General features: G+C 66.3%; 24 protein-coding genes and 1 pseudogene. 10 read left to right on the top strand and 15 right to left on the bottom strand.

What is annotated here, in order from left to right; genetic code table 11:
• Positions 1 to 41: 41 nt before the first annotated feature.
• Both AB431_RS20435 and AB431_RS30930 read right to left on the bottom strand, forming a co-directional pair.
• Positions 42 to 614, bottom strand: a pseudogene (locus tag AB431_RS20435) (aldehyde dehydrogenase family protein); the annotation flags it as partial.
• A complete protein-coding gene (locus AB431_RS30930) occupies positions 568 to 690 on the bottom strand; it encodes a hypothetical protein (protein ID WP_162489457.1) in 123 nt (40 codons plus the stop codon). The gene AB431_RS30930 and the pseudogene AB431_RS20435, both read right to left, overlap by 47 nt.
• Here AB431_RS30930 and AB431_RS30925 point away from each other — a divergent pair.
• Positions 653 to 829, top strand: coding sequence for a hypothetical protein (locus AB431_RS30925; protein ID WP_162489420.1), 177 nt, complete (start codon positions 653 to 655; stop codon positions 827 to 829). The two genes, AB431_RS30930 and AB431_RS30925, sit on opposite strands and share 38 nt — an antisense overlap.
• Here the strand turns inward: AB431_RS30925 and AB431_RS20425 are convergent.
• The 7 genes from AB431_RS20425 to iolC are packed head-to-tail and all read right to left on the bottom strand — an operon-like array spanning position 805 to position 8,343.
• Positions 805 to 1,680 (bottom strand): sugar phosphate isomerase/epimerase family protein, encoded by an 876-nt coding sequence (locus tag AB431_RS20425; protein ID WP_047331467.1) that lies wholly within the window; start codon positions 1,678 to 1,680, stop codon positions 805 to 807. The two genes, AB431_RS30925 and AB431_RS20425, sit on opposite strands and share 25 nt — an antisense overlap.
• 1 nt (position 1,681) lies before the next feature.
• Positions 1,682 to 2,713 carry a Gfo/Idh/MocA family protein gene (locus AB431_RS20420; protein WP_047333634.1) on the bottom strand — a complete coding sequence of 344 codons (1,032 nt, stop codon included), beginning with the start codon at positions 2,711 to 2,713 and terminating at the stop codon, positions 1,682 to 1,684.
• 17 nt (positions 2,714 to 2,730) lie between these two features.
• Positions 2,731 to 3,633, bottom strand: coding sequence for a sugar phosphate isomerase/epimerase (locus AB431_RS20415; protein ID WP_047331466.1), 903 nt, complete (start codon positions 3,631 to 3,633; stop codon positions 2,731 to 2,733).
• 12 nt (positions 3,634 to 3,645) lie between these two features.
• Positions 3,646 to 5,616 (bottom strand): 3D-(3,5/4)-trihydroxycyclohexane-1,2-dione acylhydrolase (decyclizing), encoded by a 1,971-nt coding sequence (gene iolD / locus AB431_RS20410; RefSeq protein ID WP_047331465.1) that lies wholly within the window; start codon positions 5,614 to 5,616, stop codon positions 3,646 to 3,648.
• A gap of 2 nt (positions 5,617 to 5,618) precedes the next feature.
• Positions 5,619 to 6,494 (bottom strand): 5-deoxy-glucuronate isomerase, encoded by an 876-nt coding sequence (gene iolB / locus AB431_RS20405; RefSeq protein ID WP_047331464.1) that lies wholly within the window; start codon positions 6,492 to 6,494, stop codon positions 5,619 to 5,621.
• A 6-nt stretch (positions 6,495 to 6,500) separates the two neighbouring features.
• A complete protein-coding gene (locus tag AB431_RS20400; protein WP_144418317.1) occupies positions 6,501 to 7,379 on the bottom strand; it encodes an aldolase in 879 nt (292 codons plus the stop codon).
• Complete coding sequence (gene iolC, locus AB431_RS20395) at positions 7,372 to 8,343, bottom strand: 5-dehydro-2-deoxygluconokinase (protein ID WP_047331462.1); 972 nt, start codon at positions 8,341 to 8,343, stop codon at positions 7,372 to 7,374. Before iolC ends, AB431_RS20400 begins: the two co-directional genes overlap by 8 nt.
• Before the next feature lie 153 nt (positions 8,344 to 8,496).
• On the opposite strand from iolC, the gene AB431_RS20390 reads away from it, so the two are divergent.
• The 3 genes from AB431_RS20390 to AB431_RS20380 all read left to right on the top strand — a co-directional run bounded on the left by AB431_RS20390 (position 8,497) and on the right by AB431_RS20380 (position 11,654).
• Positions 8,497 to 9,228, top strand: a complete 732-nt coding sequence (locus tag AB431_RS20390) for a GntR family transcriptional regulator (RefSeq protein ID WP_047333633.1) — start codon at positions 8,497 to 8,499, stop codon at positions 9,226 to 9,228.
• Positions 9,229 to 9,486: 258 nt separating this feature from the next.
• The gene (locus tag AB431_RS20385; protein WP_235435714.1) at positions 9,487 to 10,902 is read left to right on the top strand and encodes a DHA2 family efflux MFS transporter permease subunit; all 1,416 of its coding nucleotides are present in this window, start codon (positions 9,487 to 9,489) and stop codon (positions 10,900 to 10,902) included.
• Positions 10,899 to 11,654, top strand: coding sequence for a dihydrofolate reductase family protein (locus tag AB431_RS20380; protein WP_047331460.1), 756 nt, complete (start codon positions 10,899 to 10,901; stop codon positions 11,652 to 11,654). Before AB431_RS20385 ends, AB431_RS20380 begins: the two co-directional genes overlap by 4 nt.
• Positions 11,655 to 11,657: 3 nt before the next feature.
• Here the strand turns inward: AB431_RS20380 and AB431_RS20375 are convergent, their stop codons facing one another.
• Both AB431_RS20375 and AB431_RS20370 read right to left on the bottom strand, forming a co-directional pair.
• A complete protein-coding gene (locus AB431_RS20375; protein ID WP_047331459.1) occupies positions 11,658 to 12,431 on the bottom strand; it encodes a TIM barrel protein in 774 nt (257 codons plus the stop codon).
• Positions 12,428 to 13,399 (bottom strand): Gfo/Idh/MocA family oxidoreductase, encoded by a 972-nt coding sequence (locus tag AB431_RS20370; RefSeq protein WP_047333632.1) that lies wholly within the window; start codon positions 13,397 to 13,399, stop codon positions 12,428 to 12,430. The genes AB431_RS20375 and AB431_RS20370 overlap by 4 nt, the downstream gene beginning before the upstream one ends.
• A gap of 97 nt (positions 13,400 to 13,496) precedes the next feature.
• Between AB431_RS20370 and AB431_RS20365 the strand changes: the two genes are divergently transcribed.
• From AB431_RS20365 to AB431_RS20350, 4 genes are all read left to right on the top strand, one after another.
• Positions 13,497 to 14,513, top strand: coding sequence for a LacI family DNA-binding transcriptional regulator (locus AB431_RS20365; RefSeq protein ID WP_047331458.1), 1,017 nt, complete (start codon positions 13,497 to 13,499; stop codon positions 14,511 to 14,513).
• A gap of 74 nt (positions 14,514 to 14,587) precedes the next feature.
• Positions 14,588 to 15,577, top strand: coding sequence for a substrate-binding domain-containing protein (locus AB431_RS20360; protein ID WP_047331457.1), 990 nt, complete (start codon positions 14,588 to 14,590; stop codon positions 15,575 to 15,577).
• Positions 15,578 to 15,595: 18 nt separating this feature from the next.
• On the top strand, positions 15,596 to 16,654 hold the full coding sequence (locus tag AB431_RS20355) for an ABC transporter permease (RefSeq protein ID WP_047331456.1): 1,059 nt from the start codon (positions 15,596 to 15,598) through the stop codon (positions 16,652 to 16,654).
• 19 nt (positions 16,655 to 16,673) lie between these two features.
• Positions 16,674 to 17,477: an ATP-binding cassette domain-containing protein gene (locus AB431_RS20350; RefSeq protein ID WP_369803077.1), complete on the top strand. Its 804-nt coding sequence runs from the start codon at positions 16,674 to 16,676 to the stop codon at positions 17,475 to 17,477.
• Positions 17,478 to 17,735: 258 nt separating this feature from the next.
• On the opposite strand, the gene AB431_RS20345 is transcribed toward AB431_RS20350, so the two are convergent.
• Genes AB431_RS20345 through AB431_RS20330 form a run of 4 tightly spaced genes read right to left on the bottom strand, consistent with a single transcriptional unit; the run spans position 17,736 to position 21,740 of the window.
• The gene (locus AB431_RS20345) at positions 17,736 to 18,713 is read right to left on the bottom strand and encodes a Gfo/Idh/MocA family protein (RefSeq protein ID WP_047331454.1); all 978 of its coding nucleotides are present in this window, start codon (positions 18,711 to 18,713) and stop codon (positions 17,736 to 17,738) included.
• Positions 18,710 to 19,582: a TIM barrel protein gene (locus AB431_RS20340; protein ID WP_047331453.1), complete on the bottom strand. Its 873-nt coding sequence runs from the start codon at positions 19,580 to 19,582 to the stop codon at positions 18,710 to 18,712. Before AB431_RS20340 ends, AB431_RS20345 begins: the two co-directional genes overlap by 4 nt.
• Entirely contained in the window at positions 19,579 to 20,583 is a 1,005-nt protein-coding gene (locus AB431_RS20335; RefSeq protein WP_047331452.1) for a Gfo/Idh/MocA family oxidoreductase, read from the bottom strand. The genes AB431_RS20340 and AB431_RS20335 overlap by 4 nt, the downstream gene beginning before the upstream one ends.
• Positions 20,580 to 21,740 carry a phytanoyl-CoA dioxygenase family protein gene (locus tag AB431_RS20330; RefSeq protein ID WP_047331451.1) on the bottom strand — a complete coding sequence of 387 codons (1,161 nt, stop codon included), beginning with the start codon at positions 21,738 to 21,740 and terminating at the stop codon, positions 20,580 to 20,582. The genes AB431_RS20335 and AB431_RS20330 overlap by 4 nt, the downstream gene beginning before the upstream one ends.
• Positions 21,741 to 21,820: 80 nt before the next feature.
• Between AB431_RS20330 and AB431_RS20325 the strand changes: the two genes are divergently transcribed.
• Both AB431_RS20325 and AB431_RS20320 read left to right on the top strand, forming a co-directional pair.
• Positions 21,821 to 22,825, top strand: a complete 1,005-nt coding sequence (locus tag AB431_RS20325; RefSeq protein WP_047331450.1) for a LacI family DNA-binding transcriptional regulator — start codon at positions 21,821 to 21,823, stop codon at positions 22,823 to 22,825.
• Between the two features lie 91 nt (positions 22,826 to 22,916).
• Positions 22,917 to 23,765 carry a PfkB family carbohydrate kinase gene (locus AB431_RS20320; RefSeq protein ID WP_235435713.1) on the top strand — a complete coding sequence of 283 codons (849 nt, stop codon included), beginning with the start codon at positions 22,917 to 22,919 and terminating at the stop codon, positions 23,763 to 23,765.
• Positions 23,766 to 23,806: the final 41 nt, after the last annotated feature.

Below are 23,806 nucleotides of genomic sequence, written 5' to 3'. Positions count from 1 at the left end.
ATTTTGGCACCCGCCGTCGCGATTCGGCACTGCGGGGATCCCTAGTTCGTCGGGAAGCCCAGGTTGATGCCACCGTGGCTGGGATCGAGCCAGCGGCTGGTGATGGCCTTCTGCCGGGTGTAGAACTGCACACCGTCCATCCCGTGCGCGTGGCTGTCACCGAACAGCGACGCCTTCCAGCCGCCGAAGCTGAAGTACGCCATCGGGACCGGGATCGGCACGTTGATGCCCACCACGCCGACCTGCACCTCGTTCTGGAACCGCCGCGCGGCACCGCCGTCGTTGGTGAAGATCGCCGTGCCGTTGCCGTACGGGTTGTTGTTGATCAGCGCCAGCGCATCGTCATTGTCCAGCAGCGTCGGGCCGAGCCAGAATCCGCTTGCCTCGCCGTCGGGCGAAACCTGCCGGCCGTCGACGACGACCTTCGCGCCTTCGGATTCACCGGCGTCGATGTAGGACGCCACCTTGTCTCGGTGCGCCTTGGTGACCAGCGGCCCCATGTCCGAATCCTTGGTGCCGTCACCGGTCTTCAAGGTTGCGGCCCGCTCGGCGATCTTGGCGACCAGGTCATCGGCGATCGGGCCGACGGCGACTGCCGCGCTGATGGCCAAGGTTGTCGCGCCACTGCGGGAAGGCCGCGGCGGCGGCGTCGATGACGTCCTGTGCGTCGGCGACGCTGGCCAGCGTCACCTCGCCGGTGACCGCACCGGTGGCGGGGTTGGTGACAGGTGCCCAGGCACCGCTGGTGCCTGCGAATGACTGGTTGTTGCGTCAGTGGCTGATCGTGTTCGTCATTGTCTCTCTTCAGCTCGTGTACTTCTTGACGTAGTCCGTCATCGTCGACAGCTGGTAGCGCGAAACCTCGTGGGCGTTCTCGTCTTCGGCAAAGACCGACGACACCATGACTGTGTCGGGCCGGTCGTAGAAGCCGATCTCGGCCAGGCCGGAGAAGAATTCGTCCCAGTTGATGTCGCCGTCACCGATCTTCAGGTGCTGGTGCACCCGGACCGGGTTGCCCGGCGGATTGGTGATGTAGCGCAGGCCGTGGCTGCGGTGGTGGTCCATGGTGTCGGCGACGTGCACCAGGCGCAGCTTGTCGCGGGCGGCCCGCATGATGTCAATCATGTTGCCGCCCATGTGGAAGGCATGGCAGGCCACAAAGACCATTCCGATATTGGGGGAGTTCACACCGCGGATGATGCGCAGCGCCTCCATCCCGTCCTCGACGAAATCGTCGGGGTGCGGGTCGATCCGGACGTCGAGACCCTCTCGCTCGATGATGGGCAGCAGTTCCTCCATGGACCGGAAGAACGCGCGTTCGGATTCCTCGGCCTTTTCCGGACGGCCGGAGAACTCGGTGTTGATCACGTCGACTCCGAGGTCCACGGTGATCTGGATGACGCGCTTCCAGTTGCGCACCGCGGCCTCGCGGGCGTCCTCGTCCGGCGCGGACCAGCGCAGCACCGGCAGCACCGAGGCGATCCCGACGCCCGCGGCGGTACAGGCTTTGCCGAACTTGGCCACCAACTCGTCGTCGGCACGTGGATGGTTGAAGAACGGGATGAAGTCCCGGTGGGGGGTCAGCTGCAGGTACTCATAGCCGAGATCGGCTACCAGTCGCGGGAATTCGAGCAGTTCGTAGTCGTGATGGAACGGAGTGGGGTCCAGCGCGATCTTCATCTCACGCGCCGTTGATCGAGTCGCGCGCAACCATCGTGACCTCGACGGGCAGGCCGCTGTTAAGCGACCGCACACCGGCCTCACACACCGCGGCGGCGGCGTAACCGTCCCAGGCCGAGGGGCCATCTGTGTAATTTCCGGTCCGACGCCCGCGCTGAACGGCGTCGACCCAGCGCTGGAACTCGGTGTCGTAGGCCGCACCGAACCGCTCCCGGAAGCCGGGGGTGATCTGGCCGCCCCAGTTGCCCGGCGCGGTCCTGCGGACCAGACCGACATCGAGACCGATCATCGCGCTGCCCTTTTCGGCGACGACCTCGGTGCGCACCTCGTAGGCGACGCCGGTGGTGACGAACAGCTCGACGTCGACATGTTTCCCGGACGCGGTCCGCATGACGGCGATCTGCGGATCGGCCAGGCCTTCCGGGGCGCCCGGATTCGCCGACGGCTTGATGATCTGGATCGAGACGATCTCCTCGTCGAACAGGAAGCGCGTCACGTCGACCTCGTGCACCAGCGAATCCCGGACGACCATGGCGCTGTCGAACGACGGTGGCACGGCGGGGTTGCGGTGCGCGCAGTGCAGCACCAGCGGGCGGCCCAGTTCGCCCGAGTCCAGCATCGCCTTGAGTGCGGCGTACTCGTGGTCGAAGCGACGCATGAAACCGACTTGGATGAGCCGCTTTCCGAGCTCGGCCTCGCGCCTCACAACCTCCAGCGAGGTCTCCACATCGGTGGTCAGCGGCTTCTCGCAGAGCACCGGCTTGCCGTGCTCCAGACAGGCCAGCAGCTGCTTCTCGTGGGTGGGGCCGGGCGTGGCGAGCACGACGGCGTCGATGTCGGGGTCGGCAATGGCGTCCAGCGGGTCGGCGATCACGCGGCACCCCGGGATGCCGGCGGCGATGTGCTCGGCCTTCTCCGTGAGGTAGTCGTTGATAACGGTCACCCGGGCGCCGGAGATCTTTGAGGTCAGGCGGGCGACGTGGTCGGCGCCCATGATGCCGACACCGAGTACGGCGACACGAAGGTCAGACATGGCGTGAATCTCCTGGATCAGAATCGGACGGACGGGACGCCACACGACCCGAGGTAGTTGCGGGTGCGCTTGGCGATGGGCAGCGGGGCGTCGACCTCACACGGGTACATGTCCTGCTCCACGATCGCGAACACGTCGATACCGAGCTTTTCGATCTCGGCGAGAAGTGGTGGCATGTCAGGGATTCCGCGTGGCGGCTCGGTCATCGCGCCGAGCTTGACGGCCTCGCCGAACGGCAGGTCCTCGGCTTCGACCTTGGCCCGCACCTCGGGGTCGACCTGCTTGAGGTGCAGGTACCCGATCCGTTCGGGTGCGCGGCGGATGATCGCGATGTTGTCTCCGCCGCAGTAGGAGATGTGACCGGTGTCCAGGCACAGGTTCACGAACTCGCCGTCTGTGCCGTCGAGGAAGCGGTAGACGTTCTCCTCGGTGTCGACGTGGCTGTCTGCGTGCGGGTGGTACTGCGCCCGCACCCCGTACTGCTCGAACATCGCCTTGCCCAGCTCGTTCATGCCCTGAGTCTTCTTGCGCCACTGCTCGGGGGTCAGGGTGCGGTCTTCGAGCACCGCTCCCGACGACGGGTCACGCCACATCTCGGGGATGACCACGACGTGCTTACCACCAACGGCGGCAGTCAGTTTCGCGACATCCTCGATCTGCTTCCACACCGAGTCCCACGAATCGTCCTGGTGGAGGTGCTCGAAGACGGTCCCTGCGGAAAGCTTGAGGTTGCGAGCCGCCAGCACTTCGGCGAGCTGCGTGGGATCGGTCGGCAGGTAGCCGTATGGGCCCAGCTCGATCCACTGATAGCCGGACGCGGCGACCTCGTCGAGGAACCGGGTGTAGGGCGTCTGCTGCGGATCTTCTGGGAACCACACGCCCCAGGAGTCCGGAGCCGATCCGACGAGAATAGTGCTCACGGTGCTTTCCTCTTAGCGCTCTGACGGGTTGACCGATGGCTTGACCAAGGGGCGTTGAACTTTCTTCCAGTCCGCATACCGTTGGTAGGCGGTCTGGGTGGACTCGAGAGTGGAGACTTCGCTGACGGGCACGTCCCACCAGGACTGGCTGTCGGGCGCATGAATCAGCGGGTCGGTCTCGACGTGAATGACGGTGGTGTGCTCGCTGGCCTTGGCGACCTTGACCGCGTCGGCGAACTCTGCGGCGGTGCTCACCTTGATGACACCGGCGCCCAGGCTGGCCGCGTTGGCGGCCAAATCGACCGGCAGCTTGTCGCCGTCGAGCCGGCCGTCGTCGCTGCGGTACCGGTAGGCGGTGCCGAACCGCTGCGAACCCAGCGACTCGGAAAGCCCTCCGATGGAGGCGAATCCGTGATTCTGCACGAGAACCGCGATGACCTTGACGCCCTCCTGGACGGCGGTCACCAGCTCGGTGGCCATCATCAGGTAGGAACCGTCGCCGACCATGATGAACACGTCGCGGTCGTCATCGGCCATCCGCACACCGATGCCCCCGGCGATCTCGTAACCCATGCACGAGTAACCGTATTCGACGTGGTAGCCCTTGCGGTCGCGGGTGCGCCACAACTTGTGCAGGTCGCCGGGCATCGACCCGGCCGCGCACACCACCACGTCACGCGGATCCGAAAGTGTATTGACCAGGCCGATGACCTGATTCTGGTTCAACGCCGCGTCATCATCTGAAGTGGCGTATACCGACGAGACGGTGTCATCCCACTCTGCGGCCAGTTCGGCGACCCGCGAGCGGTATTCGTCGCTGACGGTGTGGCCCTCGAGGGCGGGTCCCAGCGCCTCGATGGCCTCCCGCGCATCGGACACCACACTGATGCCGCCCTGCTTGACCGAATCGAGTGAGGCCACATTGATGTTGACGAATCGCACATCGGGGTTGTTGAACGCGGTGCGCGACGCCGAGGTGAAATCGCTGTAGCGGGTGCCGATTCCGATGACGACATCGGCCTCGGCGGCTAATTCGTTGGCGGCGGTGGTACCCGTGGATCCGACCGCCCCGACGCTCTGGGGATGGTCGAAGCGCAGCGAGCCCTTGCCGGCCTGGCTCTCGGCGACCGGGATTCCGGTCTGCTCGCAGAACGCGGCCAGCGCGTGCTCGGCCTCCGAGTAGTGCACACCGCCGCCGGCAATGATCAGTGGATTGCTGGCCCCGGCGATGATCTCGGCGGCCCGTGTGATCACCGAACGCTCCGGCAACGGGCGAGCGACGTGCCAGATGCGCTCGGCGAACAGCGATTCCGGCCAGTCGTGGGCCTGCGCCTGCACGTCCTGGGGGATCGACACGGTGGCCGCACCGGTTTCGACGGGATCGGTCAGCACCCGCATGGCGCCGAGGAGCGCGGCGGGCAGTTGCTCGGGCCGCCACACCCGGTCGAAGTACCGCGACAGTGGCTTGAACGCGTCGTTGACCGTGACGTCGCCGGACGACGGCAGCTCGAGCTCCTGCAACACCGGGGAGCTGACCCGGGTGGCGAAGGTGTCGGCGGGCAGCAGTAACACCGGCAATCGATTGATGGTCGCCAACGCGGCGCCCGTCAGCATGTTGGTGGAGCCGGGGCCAACGCTTGCGGTCACTGCCCAGGCTTCGAGCCGATCCTTCTGCCGCGCATAGGCGACCGCGGTGTGCACCATGGCTTGCTCGTTGCGGCCCAGCACGTACTTCAGGCCCGGCTGGCGGCGCGGTTTCGACTCGGCCGATTCAATTTCGTCCTGCAGCAGCGCCTGACCCAATCCGGCCACATTCCCGTGGCCGAAGATGCCGAAGCACCCGGCGAAAAATTTCCGGCGCACCCCGTCGCGCTCGACGTACTGGTTGGACAGGAAGCGAATCGTGGCCTGGGCCACGGTGAGTCGCACGGTGCCTTCAGTGTCGGCAAGCTTCCCCGTCGACTTCGGCGCGGTGGATACCACGATCAGACTCCTTGCCCGGACGGGCCGCCCATCGGCAGCCGGGGATCGATCTCCTGGTGCTCCCAGCTGCCGCGCAGCCAGGTGTGGTTCGGGTCGTCGCAGATCAGCCAAGCCCGATTCGGTCCGGAGCCGGCCATGACGTTGAGGTAGTACATGTGATGACCGGGTGCCGCGATCGACGGTCCGTGATAGCCGTGCGGCACCAGCACCACATCACCGGAGCGGACCTCTTCGAGCACCTCGATCGGGCGCTGTGGAGTGCCGTAGACGCGGTGATAGCCGGAGCCGGGCGTGCCGGCCGGGCTGTCGTCGATCTCGAAGTAGTAGATCTCCTCGAGTTGCGTCTCGACGTCGGTGTTCTCCTCATGCTTGTGCGCGGGGTAGCTCGACCAATTGCCGCCGGGGGTGATGACCTCGCACGCGATCAGCGAGTCCGCCTCGAATGTCGTTGCGGTGCCGAAGTTGTGCACCTGACGGCTGCAGTTGCCGGCCCCGCGCAGTTCGACGGGCACGTCGGCCGCCGCAACCCGGCGGTTCGGGAACGAGCGGGCAGCGCGGGCACCACAGATCGCGAAGCGACCTTCACCGGACAGGAGGTAGGTCTGGCCGATACCGAGATAGACCATGTCGGCAGGTCCGTGGAATACCGATTCGCGCCTTACCAACTCGAATGTCTCTCCGCCACAGTCGATCCTGCCGCCTCCCGATAACGGCAGGATCATGACCTCGGTACCACCGGTGGGCAGCTCTATACGTTGGCTGTCGTCCAATTCGACAACCTGCAGCGAGGACTCCGCCCAGCCTGCGGACTCGGGTGTGACATCGACGGTGAACGGCAGCTCGGCGCTGCGGGCGGGGATGTAGTACTTGCTGTTCATCTGTCCTCACCTCACCATCGCCACCGCGGTCGCCACCGCGGAACTCACATCGTCGTCGGCCGGGTACAACAGTGTGCGGCCCACGATGAGACCCCGCACCGAGGGCAGCGACAGCGCCTTCTCCCAACTGGCGAAGGCCTCGTCGGGATCGGTGGGGTCACCGCCCAGCAGCAGAGTCGGTAGCGTGGTCGCTTCCATCACCCGGTCCATTTCGGAGACGACCGGCAGCTTCATCCAGGTATAGGCCGACGTCGAGCCCAGGCCCTGGCTGATGTGGATCGACTTGATCACCGCATCCGGGCTCAGGTCGTTGCGGACCTTGCCGTCCACCCTCGTGGACAGGAACGGTTCCAGCATCGCGATCAGGCCGTGCGAGGCGAGCTCGTCGACGGCCTGCGCGCACGCGGCCATCGTCGAGACCGTGCCTGGATCGCCGAGATCGATGCGGCACAACATCTTTCCGCCGTTCATCTTCGCCGCAGCGGTCGAAGCGGCAGTGGCGCCGGTCATCCGGTCGTCGAGCTCGAAGCAGGCACCGGACAGACCGCCGCGGTTCATCGAGGAGAACACCACCTTGTCCTCGAGTGCGCCGAGCAGCAGCAGGTCGTCGAGGATATCGGAGGTGGCCAGCACACCGTCGACTCCTGGATCGGCCAGCGCGGTCCGCAGCCGGTCGAGCAGGTCGGTGCGGCTGTTCATCGCGGTGGGTCGCGATCCGACGGCCAGGGCACCGCGGGCCGGGTGGTCGGCGGCGACGATCATCAGTCGTCCATTGCCCCGCACGACCGGCCGGGTGGTGCGCTCCTGCCATGCCTTCGCGATCGCCGCGGGGTCGGTGGCGCGCAGATCGGTGAGGTCCGCGTAATCCTTACAGGGGCTAGACATTGACAGCCTCCACGGCGATCTGCTCGGCCAGTTCGGCGACCTCGCCTGCGGTCGGCATCGCCGTCGAGCACTCCAGCCGGGTCGCGACGATCGCGCCGGCCGCGTTGGCGTAGCGCAGTGTCTTCTCCAGCGACCAGCCGTGCAACAGCCCGTGGGATAGGCTTCCGCCGAAGCTGTCGCCGGCCCCGAGTCCGTTGATGACGTCGACCTCGATCGGCTGTACCGTCACCGAGGCGCTGCGGGTTTTGCCCAACACCCCGCGCGGGCCCTGCTTGACGATCGCGAGTTGCACGCCCAGGTCGAGCAGTGCGTCGGCGGCCTTGTGCGGGTTGGTTTCCCCGACGGCGATCTCGCACTCTTCGCGGTTGCCGACCGCCACCGTAACGTGAGCCAGCGCGCGCTGAACCTGTTCGGAGGCAGCGGCGGGAGACTCCCAGAACATCGGCCGGTAATCGAGATCCAGGACCGTCAACGGCTGCCGGTCGCGAGCTTCCCAGGCGGCGAAGTGCGCGCTGCGGCTGGGCTCTTCGGAGAGTCCGGTCACCGTCGACCAGTACAGCCGGGCGCTGCGCACGGCATCGAGATCGATCTCGGAGGCGGTGATCTGTAGATCGGGTGCCGACGGCTTACGGTAGAAGTAGAGCGGGAAATCGTCGGGCGGGAAGATCTCGCAGAACGTCACCGGCGTCGGGTATTCCGGGTGGACCGTGACGTAGCGGTTGTCGACTCCGAGCCGTGCCAGCTCTTCGCGCACGAAACGGCCGAACGGGTCTGCGCCGGCGCCCGAGATCAGTGCGGTGCGATTACCGAGGCGAGCTGCGGCGACCGAGACGTTGGCTGCACTGCCGCCGAGGAACTTGCCGAAGGACTCCACGCGCTCCAGGCCGACGCCGACCTGCAGCGGATAGATATCGACGCCGCTGCGCCCGATGGCGAGTACGTCGAACGGTGAGTTGGTAGTCACGGCAGCTCTCTTCAGGGCTCGTTGGGGACTTGTTAGAAGGGTGCCCCGCGCCACAGCGGTATGTCAATACTTTGTCCTGACATTCTATCTTTGTGTCAATCGGTGTTAGAATTCAGCTACTGTTGGGTTTTCGAGTTCGAGATCGGAGTCGATGTGCCGTTGGCGGTTGAATTGGACAGGTCAAGCCCCATTCCCCTCTACTATCAGCTCGCCCAGGCAATTGAGGCAGCGATCCGTAGTGGCGAACTCGCGCCCGGCGACCGGTTCGAAAATGAACTCGCTTTGGCCAAGCGGCTGACGCTGTCGCGACCCACCACGAGGCGTGCGATACAGGAGCTCGTCGACAAGGGTCTGCTGGTTCGCAAGCGCGGTGTCGGTACTCAGGTCGTCCAGAATCCGGTCCACCGCCGCGTCGAACTGACCAGCTTGTTCGACGACCTGTCCCGCGCGGGCCAGGAACCGACCACCAAGCTGCTGGAGTACCAGGTCGGCCCGCCCGGCGAGGACGTCGCCCGTGAGCTGAGCCTCGCCGAAGGCCGCGAGGTCGCCCGCATCAAGCGACTGCGGTGCGCCAACGGCGAGCCGCTGGCTCTGATGATCAATTACCTTCCGGTCGAGATCGCCCCGGACGCCGAGGAACTCGAGCGAAGCGGTCTGTACCAGTCGCTGCGCGGCCGCGGGGTGCACATCCGATTGGCCAGCCAGCGCATCGGCGCCCGAGCGGCCAGCCGAAGCGAAGCGCGACTGCTCGACGAGAAGCCGGGTGCTCCGCTGCTGACCATGGACCGCACCGCCTTCGACGACTCCGGTCGTGCGGTCGAATTCGGTACCCATTGCTATCGGGCCGCCCGCTACTACTTCGACACCACTCTCGTCGACCGCTGACCCGGGGCGGTGTCCTAACGGCAGTCTCCTGCGGTTTTTTGCCGGCTGGGTGAATTTCGGCGAATGTCAGGCCTTCACCCGCCATGGCGTGCACAGTGCAGAAACGCAACCCGATCGCTGTTGTGGCAAATCCGATCAAGATCAAGCATGAAATCCGCTCGCCGCCTTGATATTTCGAGAAAGTTGATTTGATCGGCTAACTCGTCCGACGCGTGTGACAATTTCACTTTCCGGCTGCGTCGAATCGGCGGGGGGACAGTGACAGAGAGCCGCTCGTTCCGCGCGTTGTGGGCGTTGATGGTCGGCTTGTTCTTGATCGTGGTCGACTCGACTGTCGTGGCGGTGGCCAACCCCGTACTCAAAGACGACTTCGGCGTCGACTACGGCTCCGTCCTGTGGGTGACGAGCGGCTACCTGCTGGCCTTTGCGGCACTCCTGCTGGTCGGCGGTCGGCTCGGCGACCGCTTCGGACCCAAGGGTGTCTATCTGGTCGGGTTGGCGATCTTCAGTGCGTCGTCGGTGTGGTGCGGCCTGTCGTCCTCGATCGGGATGCTCACCGTCGCGCGCGTCCTACAGGGTGCAGGCGCGGCACTGCTTGCCCCGCAGATCTTCACGACGATCACCCGCATGTTCCCGTCCGAGCGCCGCGGTATGGCGATGAGTGTCTGGGGTGCCACGACGGGGGTGGGCCTGTTCGCCGGGCCGATCCTCGGCGGTGTGCTGCTTGATCAGCTGGGCTGGCAATGGATCTTTTTCGTCAACGCCCCGATCGGTGCGCTGGGACTGGCGCTCGCGGTGTGGCTCGTCCCAGCACTGCCCGGTAGGGGGCTGCACATGGACGTTCTCGGTGTGCTGCTGTGGGGAGCCGGCATCAGCCTCATCGTGTTCGGTCTGCAAGAAGGGCAGCGCGACAGCTGGTCGGTATGGATCGTCGGCGCGATCCTCGGCGGACTGGCCTTGCTCGTGGCCTTCGCCGGTTGGCAGGCCGTCTACCCGAACGAGCCACTGATTCCGCTGCGGCTGATCCTGCACCGGAACTTCATTCTGTCCAACGCCGGCATCGCTTTGGTCAGCTTCGCCTTCGTCGCCTTCGTGGTCCCGCTGATGATCTTTCTGGAAGATGCCTATGGGCTCTCGCCAGTCCGGGCCGCGCTGCTCACCGCGCCGATGGCTGTCGCGACCGTTGTGCTGGCGCCCGTGGTCGGCAAGATCGTCGACCGCGTGCATCCCCGTCCGATTGTCATCTTCGGCTTCGCGCTCCTGGCGATCGCGTTGCTCTGGCTGGCGCTGGAGATGACGCGGACCACCTCGGTGTGGCAGCTGGTGTTGCCGCTGACCGCGGTGGGCGCGGCCAGCGCATTCACCTGGGAGCCTTTGGCAGTCATCGCATCCCGCGCGCTGCCGACGGAGCTCGCGGGTGCCGGATCAGCCCTGTGCAACACGGCCAGGCACCTCGGGGCGGCAGTGTCGAGTGCCAGCGTCGCCGCGCTGACAGCCGCTCTGCTGATAGGCCGAGATTCGCAGGTGTCGCTGGCGGGCGCAATGTCACAGTCGATGTTGCTACCGGCGGTCGCCGCCGCGCTGGGCGCGGTGACGGCACTGTTCTTCGTCGAACGACACTGTGTGGCCGCTGCGGCCGCCCCGGTCCGCGGTGATGTGAGCGTGCCGTTATGACAGCCGTTGCCGGAACGCCGCATTCGACTGTGCACGAGGCCGAGTCGCTCACCGATGACGGGCTGCGCGACCTCCTCGCGTACCCCGAGGGGCTGAGTCAGCCGTTGTTCCGGGCCAACCTCATCGCGAGCATCGACGGGGCGGTAACCCTCGAGGGGTCCGGGCGAAAGCTGGGCACACCCACCGATCGCCGGGTGTTCAGCCGGTTGCGGGAGGTCGCCGACGTCGTCCTTGTGGGTGCGACGACGGCGAAGTCCAAACCCTACGAAGACCTTCACCTGCCGGCGGACGCGCAAGCATGGCGCTTGTCGAGGGGATTGGCAGCCGGTCTACCGGTCGCCGTGGTGTCCAGTCGCGGTGTAGTCCCGCCCGCGGTGCTGCGCAATGCGGTTACTCCGGCGGTGGTGTTCGTGTCCGCGAGCGCTGACGTGGCGGCCCGACGGTTGCTCGCGGAGTCCCGAGCCCATGTCATCGAGATCGGGGGAGGGCGAGTCGATTCGGCCGCGATCCGGGACGGGCTCGGGGCATTGGGGTTGCATCGGGTACTCGTCGAGGGTGGACCTGTGTTGTTCTCACAGTTGGTGTCGGACAACGAGATCGACGAGCTATGTCTGACCACGAGCCCCAAGCTCGTGGCCGGGCCGGCACGCCGCATCGCCGCGGCCGATCATCACGTCGAGATCAACATGGCCCGCCGCGGCATCGTGGTTGGCGGCGACGGGACGGTCATCGTCCGGTGGGCGCGTTACTGAGACTCAGGTGAAGGCGGCGCGGAACGCTGCCAGCGCTTCTTCGGTGTCGCCGGACGCCCACGCCTCCAGGCCGATGGTGCCCCGATAACCAATGTCGCGCAATGCCGTTGCAATCGCGGGATAGTAGATCTCGCCGGTGCCCGGCTCGCAGCGACCCGGGACGTCGGCCACCTGAACCTCGCCGATCGCCGGGCCGCACCGGCGGACCAGCTCGACAAGATTCCCTTCGCCGATCTGGGCGTGGTAGAGGTCGAGCATCATCTTGACGTTCGGGTGGCCGACCCCCTCGACGAGGGCCAGCGTGTCCTTGGCGCGGGCAAGCGGTACGCCGGGGTGGTCGACGATCGTGTTCAGATTCTCCACACAGAACGTCACCCCGGCGTGGGCGCCGAGCTCACCGATCCGCTCCAGCGTGCGCTGAGCGGTCAGCCACATCCGTCCGGTGGCCCGCTGCCGGGGGCGGGCGGCCTGACCGTCGACGAGTTCGGCGGTGTGCAGGTTCAGCCGCGGCACGCCCAGAGTCTCAGCGGCTTTGATGCTGAGCTCGGCGGTCTGCACCACCTCGTCGGCGTTCGCCGGGTCGATCAGGTCACCGTGCAGGTAGCCGGTCATCGAGGAGAACCGGCCGCCGGTGGCGCTCAGCGCGGCCAGGTCCTTATCGTGCCAGCTCCAGATCTCCACCGCGAAGCCGAGCTCGTGGATGCGGCGCACGCGCTCGAGAATCGGCAGGTCGCGGAACACCATCTCGGCACATACCGCCAGGTCGAAGTTGCTCATCGCAGCATTACTTTCATCGACACGGGTGCGCCGGTCTCAACGGATTCCCTTGCTGCAAGTGCGATTTCAAGTGCCGTACGTGCATTGTGTCCGGTCACTGACGGCTCTGTCCCCGTGCGGATGCACTCAGCGAAGTGGGCGAACTGCGCAACGTAGGCTCCGGCGAACAGGTCAATGTTGGCAGGGGACGCGTGATCGGGGGAGCGCCCGGCCAGCAGCACCCCGCCCGAGCCGAACACCTCACCACGTACGTCGTATCCGTAGACGGCCTGGAAGTTGGCCTCGGCGACCGCGAACGCCCCGTTGTCGAAGCGCAGCTGGACGACCGAGGTGTCCAAGAAGCCGGACCCCTTGAATTGGGGGTGGACCAGCGCGTCGGCCTGTGCGTAGACCTCGGTCACGCGAGCGCCGGGGTTGAGCCAGCACAACGTGTCGAAGTCATGGATCAGGGTTTCGTTGAAGATCGTCCACGGTTTGACCCGCGCCGCTACCTCGGCGCTGATGCCGGGGTCGCGGGTCAGCGACCTCAACAGCTGCGGCGTCCCGATCGCGCCGTCGGCGATTTTCGCGTGCATGGCGGAGAAGTCATCCGCGAAGCGCCGGTTGAACCCGACCTGCAGTGCCACGCCGGCGCTCGCGGCGGCCTCGATGGCGCGGTCGGCGTCGGCCAGGGTGAGGGCCATCGGCTTCTCGCAGAACACGTGCTTGCCCGCGCGGGCCGCGGCGACCACGAGGTCGGCGTGCGAGGCGGCGGGCGAGCAGATCGCGACCGCGTCTACCGACGGATCCGCGATCAGGTCGGCTGGACTGTCGTACAGCCTCGTCCCTAACGCGCGCGCCGCGTCGGAGGGTCGGGGATCGGCGATAGCGGCAAGGCGGGCACCGGGCAGACGCTCCGCAAGCGTCCGCGCGTGGAACGTGCCGATCCAGCCGGCGCCGATGAGGCCGAAGGTCAACGGGGTGGACATGGTGACGACTCCCATTTCTACTAGAACGTTCTAGTCACGATATGCAGTTTCGTGAGTTTTCGTCAATGGGATCGCTAGATCGTTCTAGAATTGCCCCGTGGAACGCCGACCGACCCTCGAAGACGTGGCCGCTCGTGCAGGGGTGTCCCGGGCGCTGGTGTCGATCGTCATGCGGGATGCGCCGGGTGCCAGCGATGACACCCGCGCCCGAGTTCGCCGCGCTGCCGACGAGATCGGTTATCGCCCCGATCCGCGGGCGCGGCGTCTCCGGCAGCTGCGGACCAAGCTCATCGGAGTCATGTTCACCGTCGGCCAGGAGTTTCACGCCGACTTGATCGACGGTGTCTACGTCGCGGCCGACGAGCTTGGTTACGACGTGGTGCTCAGTGGAGTGACGCCGCACCGCGATGAGGCGCGCGCGGCTCGCACACTGGTGGACGATCGCTGCGAGGGGCTGGTGCTCGTTGGGCCACAGATGCCAACGCGGGCACTGGGCGAACTCGCCGCCCGCATCCCGCTTGTGGTCCTGGCCCGCCGGGTCAGCGCAATTGATGCCGTCCGTAGCGACGACACTGCCGGCGCGATCCTCGGCTGCGAACATCTGCTCGGGCTGGGGCACCGCGAGATCGTGTATCTCGACGGCGGCCGGGCGCCGGGCGCGGCCGAACGGCGCCGCGGCTACGTGAAGGCGATGCGATCAGCCGGGTTGCCGGCGGCCATCCGGCCCGGTGGCCTGACCGAACGCGACGGCGCTCTCGCTGCGCAAGCCTTGCTGAACGCCGATTCCCTGCCGACCGCCGTGTTCGCCTTCAACGACCGCTGCGCCCTCGGTGTGCTCGATGTGTTGATTCGTGCTGGAGTTCAAGTGCCGCAGGATGTTTCGGTGGTCGGCTTCGACGACAGCCCGCTGGCGAGCTTGTCGCACGTCGACCTCACGACCGTCCGCCAGGACTCGGCAGGACTGGCTGCCGCCGCGGTGCGGCGGCTGGCGCGGCGACTTGACGGTGACGACGACGGCGGCCGAGCCGCGGACGTCGCAATGACCCCCAGTCTGATCGTCCGAGGCTCCACCCAATCTTTGACCTGCAGTCCGAATGTCCTAACAAAGTCTTGACTTTCTGCTGTGAGCCGTATTACATCGAGACAAGGCGTGTGATGCGCGGTGTGGTGGAGGACTAAGGAGTCGACATGAAGTTCAATCGGCTAGCGGCCGTGGCCGGAGCCAGCGCGCTGGTGATCGGGTTGGCCGCGTGCTCCGCCACCGGCGGCAAGCCCCGGGACAACGGCGGCGGTTCCGGCGGCGGGACCGTCGACACTCCGCGATTCACCGTCGCGATGATCACCCACGAGGTGCCCGGCGACTCGTTCTGGGACCTGGTGCGCAAGGGTGCCGAGACGGCCGCCAAGAAGGACAACATCGAGCTCCGTTACTCCAACGACCCTGAGGCGCCGAACCAGGCCAACCTGGTGCAGAGCGCGATCGACAGCGGCGTCAAAGGCATTGCCGTGACGCTGGCCAAGCCCGATGCCATGGCTCCCGCCGTCAAGGCAGCCGAGGCCAAGGGTATCCCGGTGGTGGCGTTCAATTCCGGGCTGGACGCGTGGAAAGCGATGGGCGTCCAAGAGTACTTCGGCCAGGACGAGAAGATCGCCGGCGTCGCCGCCGGAGAGCGCCTGACCGCCGACGGCGCCAAGAAGGTGCTCTGCGTCATCCAGGAGCAGGGGCATGTAGGTCTCGAATCACGTTGCGCCGGTGTGCAGCAGGGCTTCAAAGGCCAGACCGAGGTTCTGAACGTCAACGGCAAAGACATGCCGTCGGTGGAGTCGACGATCACCGCGAAGTTGCAGCAGGACCCCTCTATTGACCGGGTGTTGACGTTGGGCGCACCGTTCGCGCAGACCGCCGTCCAATCCAAGAACAACGCGAACAGCAAGGCCGAAGTGGTCACCTTCGACACCAACGCGGCACTCGTCAGCGCGATTCAGAAGGGTGACGTGCAGTGGGCCGTCGATCAGCAGCCATACCTGCAGGGTTACCTCGCGATCGACTCGCTGTGGTTGTACCTCAACAACAAGAACGTGATCGGTGGCGGCCAGGCGACCCTGACCGGGCCGTCCTTCATCGACAAGTCCAACATCGACGCCGTGGCCGAATTGGCCAAGGGCGGAACCCGATAGCGATCCAGGGGAAGAGCAATGACGACGCAAGCAGACCTCGAGGTCGGCGACCACAAAGTCGTTCGCGACGAACGGGTCAAGGAGCGGAACAGGCTGCAACGCCTATTGATTCGCCCCGAGATGGGGGCGGGCATCGGCGCCATCGGGATCTTCGTCTTCTTCCTGATCGTGGCCGATCCCTTCCGGCAGGCCTCGTCGCTGGCCACCGTGTTGTACGCCAGCTCGACCATCGGGATCATGGCGTGTGGCGTCGCCGTCCTGATGATTGGCGGTGAGTTCGATCTGTCGACGGGCGTCGCGGTAACCTTCAGCTCGCTGGCGGCGTCAATGCTGTCCTACAACCTGCACCTCAATCTGTGGGCAGGCGCCGGGCTGGCGCTGATCCTGGCGTTGGGCGTCGGCTTCTTGAACGGCTTCTTGGTGATGAAGACCAAGATCCCCTCGTTCCTCATCACACTGAGCACCTTCTTCATGCTCGCCGGTATCAACCTTGCCGTCACCAAACTCCTTGCGGGTCAGGTCGCTACGCAGAGCGTCAACGACATGGAAGGCTGGGATTCCGCGCAGAAGGTGTTCGCCTCGTCGTTCACCCTGTTCGGTGTGAGTATCCGGATCACCGTCGTGTGGTGGCTGGTCTTCACCGCGGTGGCCACCTGGGTGCTGTTCAAGACCAAGATCGGCAACTGGATCTTCGCTGTCGGCGGCGACGCCGAAAGTGCCCGCGCGGTGGGCGTTCCGGTGACCAAGGTCAAGATCGGCCTGTTCATGTTCGTCGGCTTCTGCGCCTGGTTCGTTGGCATGCACCTGCTGTTCGCGTTCAACACCGTTCAGTCCGGCCAGGGCATCGGCAACGAGTTCTTCTACATCATCGCCGCAGTGATCGGCGGCTGTCTGCTGACCGGCGGCTACGGCACCGCGATCGGCGCTGCGATCGGCGCGTTCATCTTCGGTATGACCAACCAGGGCATCGTCTACGCCGGGTGGAACCCCGACTGGTTCAAGTTCTTCCTGGGCGCGATGCTGCTGTTCGCGGTGATCGCCAACAACGCCTTCCGCAACTACGCCGCCAAGAGGTGAAAGAGAAGTGACCGCGACCATGGACCGTCCCACCGAAGAAGCCCCGTCCGGGGGCAAGGTGCCCCTCGTCGAGCTTAAGAACGTCGGCAAGAGCTACGGCAACATCACTGCGCTCAAAGACATCTCGCTGCGAGTGCACGCCGGTGAGGTGACCGGCATTCTCGGCGACAACGGAGCAGGCAAGTCCACGCTCATCAAGATCATCGCAGGGTTGCACCAGCAGAGCGATGGCGAGCTTCTGGTCGACGGTGAGCCGACGAAGTTCACCTCACCTGCCGACGCACTGGGCAAGGGCATCGCCACGGTGTACCAGAACCTCGCCGTCGTCCCCTTGATGCCGGTGTGGCGAAACTTTTTCCTGGGCCAGGAGATTCGCAAGAGGGGCTTCCCCTGGGCGCTGGATGCCAACGCGATGCGCGCCACCACGCTCACCGAGTTGTCGAAGATGGGCATCGACCTGCCCGACGTTGATGTGCCGATCGGTTCGCTGTCCGGCGGGCAGCGCCAGTGCGTGGCGATCGCGCGGGCGGTGTTCTTCGGTGCCCGGGTGCTGATCCTCGACGAGCCGACGGCCGCGCTCGGCGTCAAGCAATCCGGTGTTGTGCTCAAGTACATCACCGCGGCCAAAGAGGCCGGTTTCGGCGTCGTGTTCATCACCCACAACCCGCACCACGCGCACATGGTCGGCGACCACTTCGTGCTGCTGAACCGCGGCCGCCAGAAGCTGGACTGCACCTACGACGACATCACGCTGGAGCACCTGACCCAGGAGATGGCCGGCGGGGACGAGCTCGAGGCTCTCACCCACGAGCTGGGTCGCTGAGCAAGCGGGGCGTCAGCGCGAACAGCCTCAGCTCCCGATCGGTTCGGGTGCGGTAGGCCTGATACATCGGGTAGGCCAGGAAGCGCTGAAGCCCGGCGTCCCGCTCCGGCCCGGTCACCAAGGCGGCCGCGACCGGGATCTCGATGCCGTTGATGCCACGACGGCCGCCGAGTTGGCGAGCAGGTTCAGGCTGCCGTCAGGGAATTGTTGCGGCATGTCTGCCATCGTGCCCGACGGCGGCCCGCCGCAGAAGCCCGATCAGCGTGCTGACATGCCGGCCGCGCGGTAGGCGGCATCCACGTAGTGCATGTTCTGCACCGCGTCCTCGACGCCGATCGGCAGCTGCCCGCCGTCGCGGATGTGCGCGGCAAACGCCTCGAGCTGAAAGGTGTACGACGGGCGGGTGCCCAGGTGCTCCACCCTGCTGCCGCTCGGGGTGCGGATCGTGATCCGGTCGTCGAGGTGGGGCCTGATGAAATCGTGCACCATGGCATCGCCCTTGGTGCCGACCACCTTGAGGGTGAACGAATACGCCTGGGCGACCATGGTATTGGCGCTGCAGCCGGTGGCGCCGGAAGGAAAGCTCAGCTCAATGTCGCACCACTCGTCGACACCCGCGGTGCGCTGAGAGGCGTGGGCACCGGTGATCGACGGACGGCCCAGCCCGCGGGAGCCGAGCTGGCGCATGATGTGCAGGCCGTAACAGCCGAGGTCCATCAATGCGCCGCCGGCCAGCTCCAGTGACCAGCGCGGGTCGCCGGGCTCAGGGGCGGGCATCGCCATCCGCACCTCCACGTGGTGGATCTCGCCGAGCTCGCCGTTGGTCGCCAGCTCGAAGATCCGCTGGGTCACCGGATGGAACAGATAGTGAAACCCCTCCAGCACGCTCACCCCGGCGCTGGTGGCGGCGTCGGCGACCGTTCGTGCCTCGGTGTGGTTGCGCGCGAACGGCTTTTCGGTGAGCACGGGCTTGCCCGCGTTGACCGCTGCCAAATTCCACGGAGCGTGCAGGGCATTGGCCAGCGGGTTGTAGACGATGTCGACCTCGGGGTCTTCGACCACGTCGGCGTAGCTGGTGGCGACTCGCTCGACGCCGTATAAGCCGGCGAAGTCCTTGGCTCGCTGCGGGTCCCGGGCAGCCACCACAACAAGTCGGTGGCCCAGGTCGTGGGCTGGTCCGACGACGGCACGCTCGGCGACTCGCGATGCCCCGAGTATGCCGATCCGCAAACTCATGCCGGCACGCCGCCCACAATGCGCTGAAGGTAGGCCACGCTGGCCAGCACGTCGCGCAACGGCCCCTGTCCCTGAGGTCTGCCGTCGAGGATGGTGTCCTGCTCGAGCACGAACCAGCCGTCGAAACCGTTGTCCCGCAATGCCTGGACGATGCCGGCGATGTCGACGTCGCCGGCGCCCAGCGGGGTGTACATGCCCTCGGCCACCGCCTCGGTATAGGTGAGTTCGCCCGACTGCACGCAGGCCGCCAGGTCCGCTTCGACATCTTTGAGATGGACGTGAGCGACCCGGCCGGGCACCGCGCGGGCCAGCTGCAGCGGATCGGTGCCGCCGATCAGCAGGTGCCCGGTGTCCAGACACAGGGAGATCGACGATCCGGCAAGAACCCGGGCCACCTCGTCGCCCTGCTCGACCAGGGTGCCCACATGCGGGTGCAGGACAGCGGTGATGCCGCGCTCGGCGGCTGCGGCCGCAAGCCGGTCGAGGTTGGTCAGCAGAGTGGACCATTGTTCGTCGTCCAGGACGGGCCGCGAGTCGTAGCCGTCGCTACCGGTTGCCGCGGCGAGCACCAGCATCGAAGCACCCGAAGCCACAAGGCAATCCAGCACCGCAGCGATGTCAGGCACCGGATCGTGGGCGGGGTCGTGCAGCACCACCGGCGCGAAGCTACCGACACAGCTCAGGCTGTGCCGGCTGAGCAGCGCGGTCAGCTCACCGGGCTCGGCGGGCAGGAATCCTTCCGGGCCGAGTTCGGTAGCCGTCAGGCCGGCGTGGCCCATCTCGGACAGCACCCGCTCTGAGTCGAGCTGATAGCCCCAGCCCGGCACTTCGCACACTCCCCAGGAAATGGGTGCTCCGGCGATTTTCACTGACGTACCTCCTCGATACGAACGGGTGCGTCACGGCGCAGCGATTCGGTGGCGGCTTCGGCGATCCAGGCGACCTCGACGGCGTCAGCCACGGTGGCACCGCGCACCGGCGCCCCCTTGACGACATCGACGAACCCGCTGAGCTCGGTCCGAAACGCCTCGGTGAATCGATCCATGAAGAAGCCGTGCGGCTGGCCGGCGGGAAAGTCGTTGCGCGGGTCTGTGTTCCGCACCGGAACTCCCTGATCCCAGCCGGCGACGACGGTGTCGTTGAAACCGTGCACTTCCAGCCGGCAGTCGTAACCGCGACCGTTGTAGCGTGCGTTGGAGATGACTCCGAGCGCACCGCCGTCGAACCGGACGACCACCGCCGCGGTGTCGACGTCGCCCAGTTCGGCGAACAGCGGATCACCCTGCACGGTGCCGGTGGCGTATACCTCGACGGCTTCCTGCCCGGTGATCCACCGGACGATGTCGAAATCGTGGACCGCGCAGTCGCGGAAGATTCCACCGGAGCCGGCGATGTAATCCATCGGCGGGGGAGCGGGATCCATCGTGGTGCTGCGGATCGTGTGCAGCGCGCCCAGCGCCCCACTGTCGACAGCGGCCTTGGCTGCGGCGAACGCGGTATCGAACCGGCGCTGATAACCGATCTGCACCGGCACGCCGGACCGCTGGATGGCGGCGGCGACCTTCGCGCTCTCGGCCGCGGTGGCGGCCACCGGCTTCTCGCAGAAGGTCGGCAGCCTGCGTTCGACGGCGGCCAGCGTCAGTTCGGCGTGTGCCGGGGTGGCAGCGGCGACCACGACACCGTCGATACCGGACGACAGCAGAGCGTCGACCGAATCAACCGATCGGACACCGTATTTTGTCGCAACTTGGGCGACGACGTCGGGACGCTCATCCGTGACGACGAGGGCGTCGACACCATCGAGTTGGCTCAGCGTGTCGGTGTGGAATGCACCGATCCGGCCCAGGCCGATAACACCGAGTGTGGTCACGGGGTTCTCCGTTCGTTCTGGTCGCGCAGGGCGACGTCGAGGGCTTCGGGGGTCAGGTCGTCGGCCAGTGCGCCGAGCACCACGTCGACTTGGCTAGGCGGAGCCAAACTTCCGATCGGCTGGTCGCGATCCAGGTTGGTGGGGAAGGGATAACCCTCGGCCGTGGCCACTACGGCGTTGAGCAACTCCGCCGCCGGCCTGCCCGCGGCCTTCATGGCCCGCAATGCCGGGTACACCGCCCGCACCATCGCGGTGCGGTCGAGTGCTTCCATCGCCCGGCCGAACGGGGACGAGATCTGCAGCAGGTTGGCCATCCGGCGCACGTCGGCGGAGGTGTTGGCACCTGCGCCGTGATAGAGCGCGGGATTGAAGAACACCGCGTCGCCCCTACTCAGCGGGATCTGCACCCGATGGGCGGCGAAGTAGTCGATGAACTCGGGACGATTGAACGCCACATACCCGCCCGCAAACAGCTGCGAGTACGGCAGCAGCATGGTCGGCCCGCTCTCCAACGGCATATCGGTGTGCGCTACGGCCCCCTGCAGGGTAAGCGTCGCCGACAGCCGGTGCACCTGGGCGGGGTAGTCGGTGAGCTGGTCGGGCGCAACGAACCCTAGGTGGTAGTCGCGGTGCGGAACCTGCGCGGCGCCACCGGGATTCACCACATTGACCTGAGAGGTGACCTGGTATCGCGGACCCAGCCACGCCTGGCAGACGAGAGCCAACAGATCGTTGGCGTAATAGTCGGCGTAGACGTCGGGGGAGTGCAGCGCGAGTTTCTGGGCCGCGTTCCACACCCGGTCGTTGACACCAGCCGCGCCGAAGTGATCGCCGGCCGCGCCGCCGGCCTGTCGCTGCTCGTCGATCAGCGCCGAAAACGCCGCGCTGGCCGCATCGACGACGGGGGCCGAGAACGCACCTCTGAACACGACGACGCCGGGCCCTTCGGTCAGCGCCGTGATGAGCTCGGTCTGCAACGCCCGCCGGTCGGCGCGTGCCATCTCGGCCGCGGAGTACACCACGACGTTCTGCCGGACCTCGGCGGCGTGCGGGTAGGCGCCGAGATCGGTGTCCCGCTCGGTCAGGCTTCGCAGCTCGTCGAGCTGAAATGCCGCGTCGCTCAACCACGGCTGCGCCCGTGCGCTCAGGTCGATCATGCAGTAAGTCTTGCTGTGACTGAGGACGCAATCAACACCAGAAACCCATCAAAAACCCATCAGAACGATAGAGTGCGATCATGGCGCACCGATTCAAGGTCCGCGAGATCGCCCAGCAGTCCGGGCTGTCCGAAGCGACCGTTGACCGCGTGCTCAACGACCGGCCCGGCGTCCGGGCGGCCACTCGCGCCGAGGTGCTGCACGCGATCTCCGATCTCGAGAAGCAGCAGGCCCAGTTGCGGCTCAACGGACGTCGCTTCCTGCTCGATGTGGTGATGCAAACACCACGCCGGTTCTCGGATGCGTTCCGTGCCGCGGTCGAGGCCGAGCTGCCTGCGTTCGCGCCGGCCATGCTGCGCGCCCGCTTTCACCTCTGGGAGGCCGGATCGACCGACCAGATGGCGGAGACACTGGACCGCATCAGGGGCAGTCACGGGGTCGTGCTCAAGGCGCAGGACGAACCGGAGGTGGCAGAAGCCGTCGACCGACTGGTGGCCGCCGGTGTTCCGGTGGTGACGTATGCGACCGACATTCCGGCCAGTGCGCGGTGTGCCTACGTCGGTATCGACAACCACGGGGCCGGCGTCACCGCGGCCTACCTGATGGACCAGTGGCTGGGTGAGACGCCGGCCGACGTGTTGATCACATTGAGCCGCAACGTGTTCCGCGGCGAGGCCGAACGTGAAGTCGGCTTCCGGACGGCACTGCGCAAGTCTGGACGCGGCATCGTCGAGGTCAGTGACAGCGACGGTATCGACGCGACCATCGAACGCCTGGTGGTCGACGCCCTCGAGCGTCACCCGGACGTGGCTGCGGTCTACTCCGTCGGCGGGGGCAACACGGCGACGGTGGCGGCGTTCGAAGAGTTAGGACGCGTATGCAAGGTCTTTATCGCTCATGATCTCGACGCCGACAACCGGCGCCTGCTGCGCGAAGGCCGCATCTCGGCGGTGCTGCACAACGACCTGCGCGCCGACGCCAGGCTGGCGATGCGGCTGATCCTGCAGCAGCACCGGGCGCTGCCCAGCGAGCCCGCGCGACCCGTCCCGATTCAGGTGATCACCCCGTACAACCTGCCGGGCTGAGCTCGCCGAGTCGTGGATTCGGAGAATTCGCGACTAGCATTCCGCGCCGACGGCCACGATGGATGCGCCGAATGTTTGAGGAGATCGATTCGTGCCACGACACCGCGCTGAGCTGGTTGCCGGCGTGACCGTGCTGGGCAATCTCGCCGTCGACGTGATCAACGGCGGCCCGAAGACTCCGGGCGGGTGTGCGTCGTTCTCCGGTGTGGCCATGGAGGCCGCCGGCGCTCCGGGTGGAATCGTCGCCCTGGCGGCCGACGAGGACCACTCGTTGTACGAGCCGCTGCTCGAGCGATTCCGCTCTCTGATCCGAATCCTGCCCGCGGAGTGCACGAGTGCATTTCGGCTGGACTACGAGGATGTCGATCATCGTCGAATGTCGGTGGAGGCCATCGGCCCGGTGTGGAGCGCGGCGGAGGTGGCGGCGGCGGACCCCGAGACCACGTGGGTTCACCTGGCCCCGTTGCTGCGGACCGATTTCCCCGCCGAGACGCTGGCCCTGCTGGCCCAGCGCGGCCACCGGGTCGCCTACGACGGCCAGGGCCTGGTTCGCGCCGACCGGCTCGGACCGCTGGTGGTGGATCGGCACTACCCGCCGGAGCTGCTGAAGCACTTGAGCATTCTCAAGCTGGCCGAGGACGAGGCCGTCATCGTGGCCGACGGTCCGTTCGACTCCTCGACCGCGGCGCGCCTCGGCGTGCCCGAAATCCTGGTCACTTACGGATCCGAAGGCTGTGACATCTATACCGGCGACACGCGGGTGCGGGTACCGGCCGCGTGGCGGGTCGAAGGAGTACAGACCACCGGGGCCGGGGATATGTTCACCACCTGTTATGTGGCAAATCGGGCGGCCGGCGCGGACCCGGTCGCGGCGGCCGGGGAAGCCAGTGAACTGGTCGCCAACGAACTCGAGAAACGCCTGGGGGCGCGCCGCAACTGATAGCTACTCGCCAGTAGCCACTCTCTTAGAGAATGGCATTC

It is taken from the genome of Mycobacterium sp. EPa45 (genome assembly GCF_001021385.1).
Lineage (GTDB): Bacteria > Actinomycetota > Actinomycetes > Mycobacteriales > Mycobacteriaceae > Mycobacterium.
This window is presented reverse-complemented; position numbering and strand designations above follow the sequence as displayed.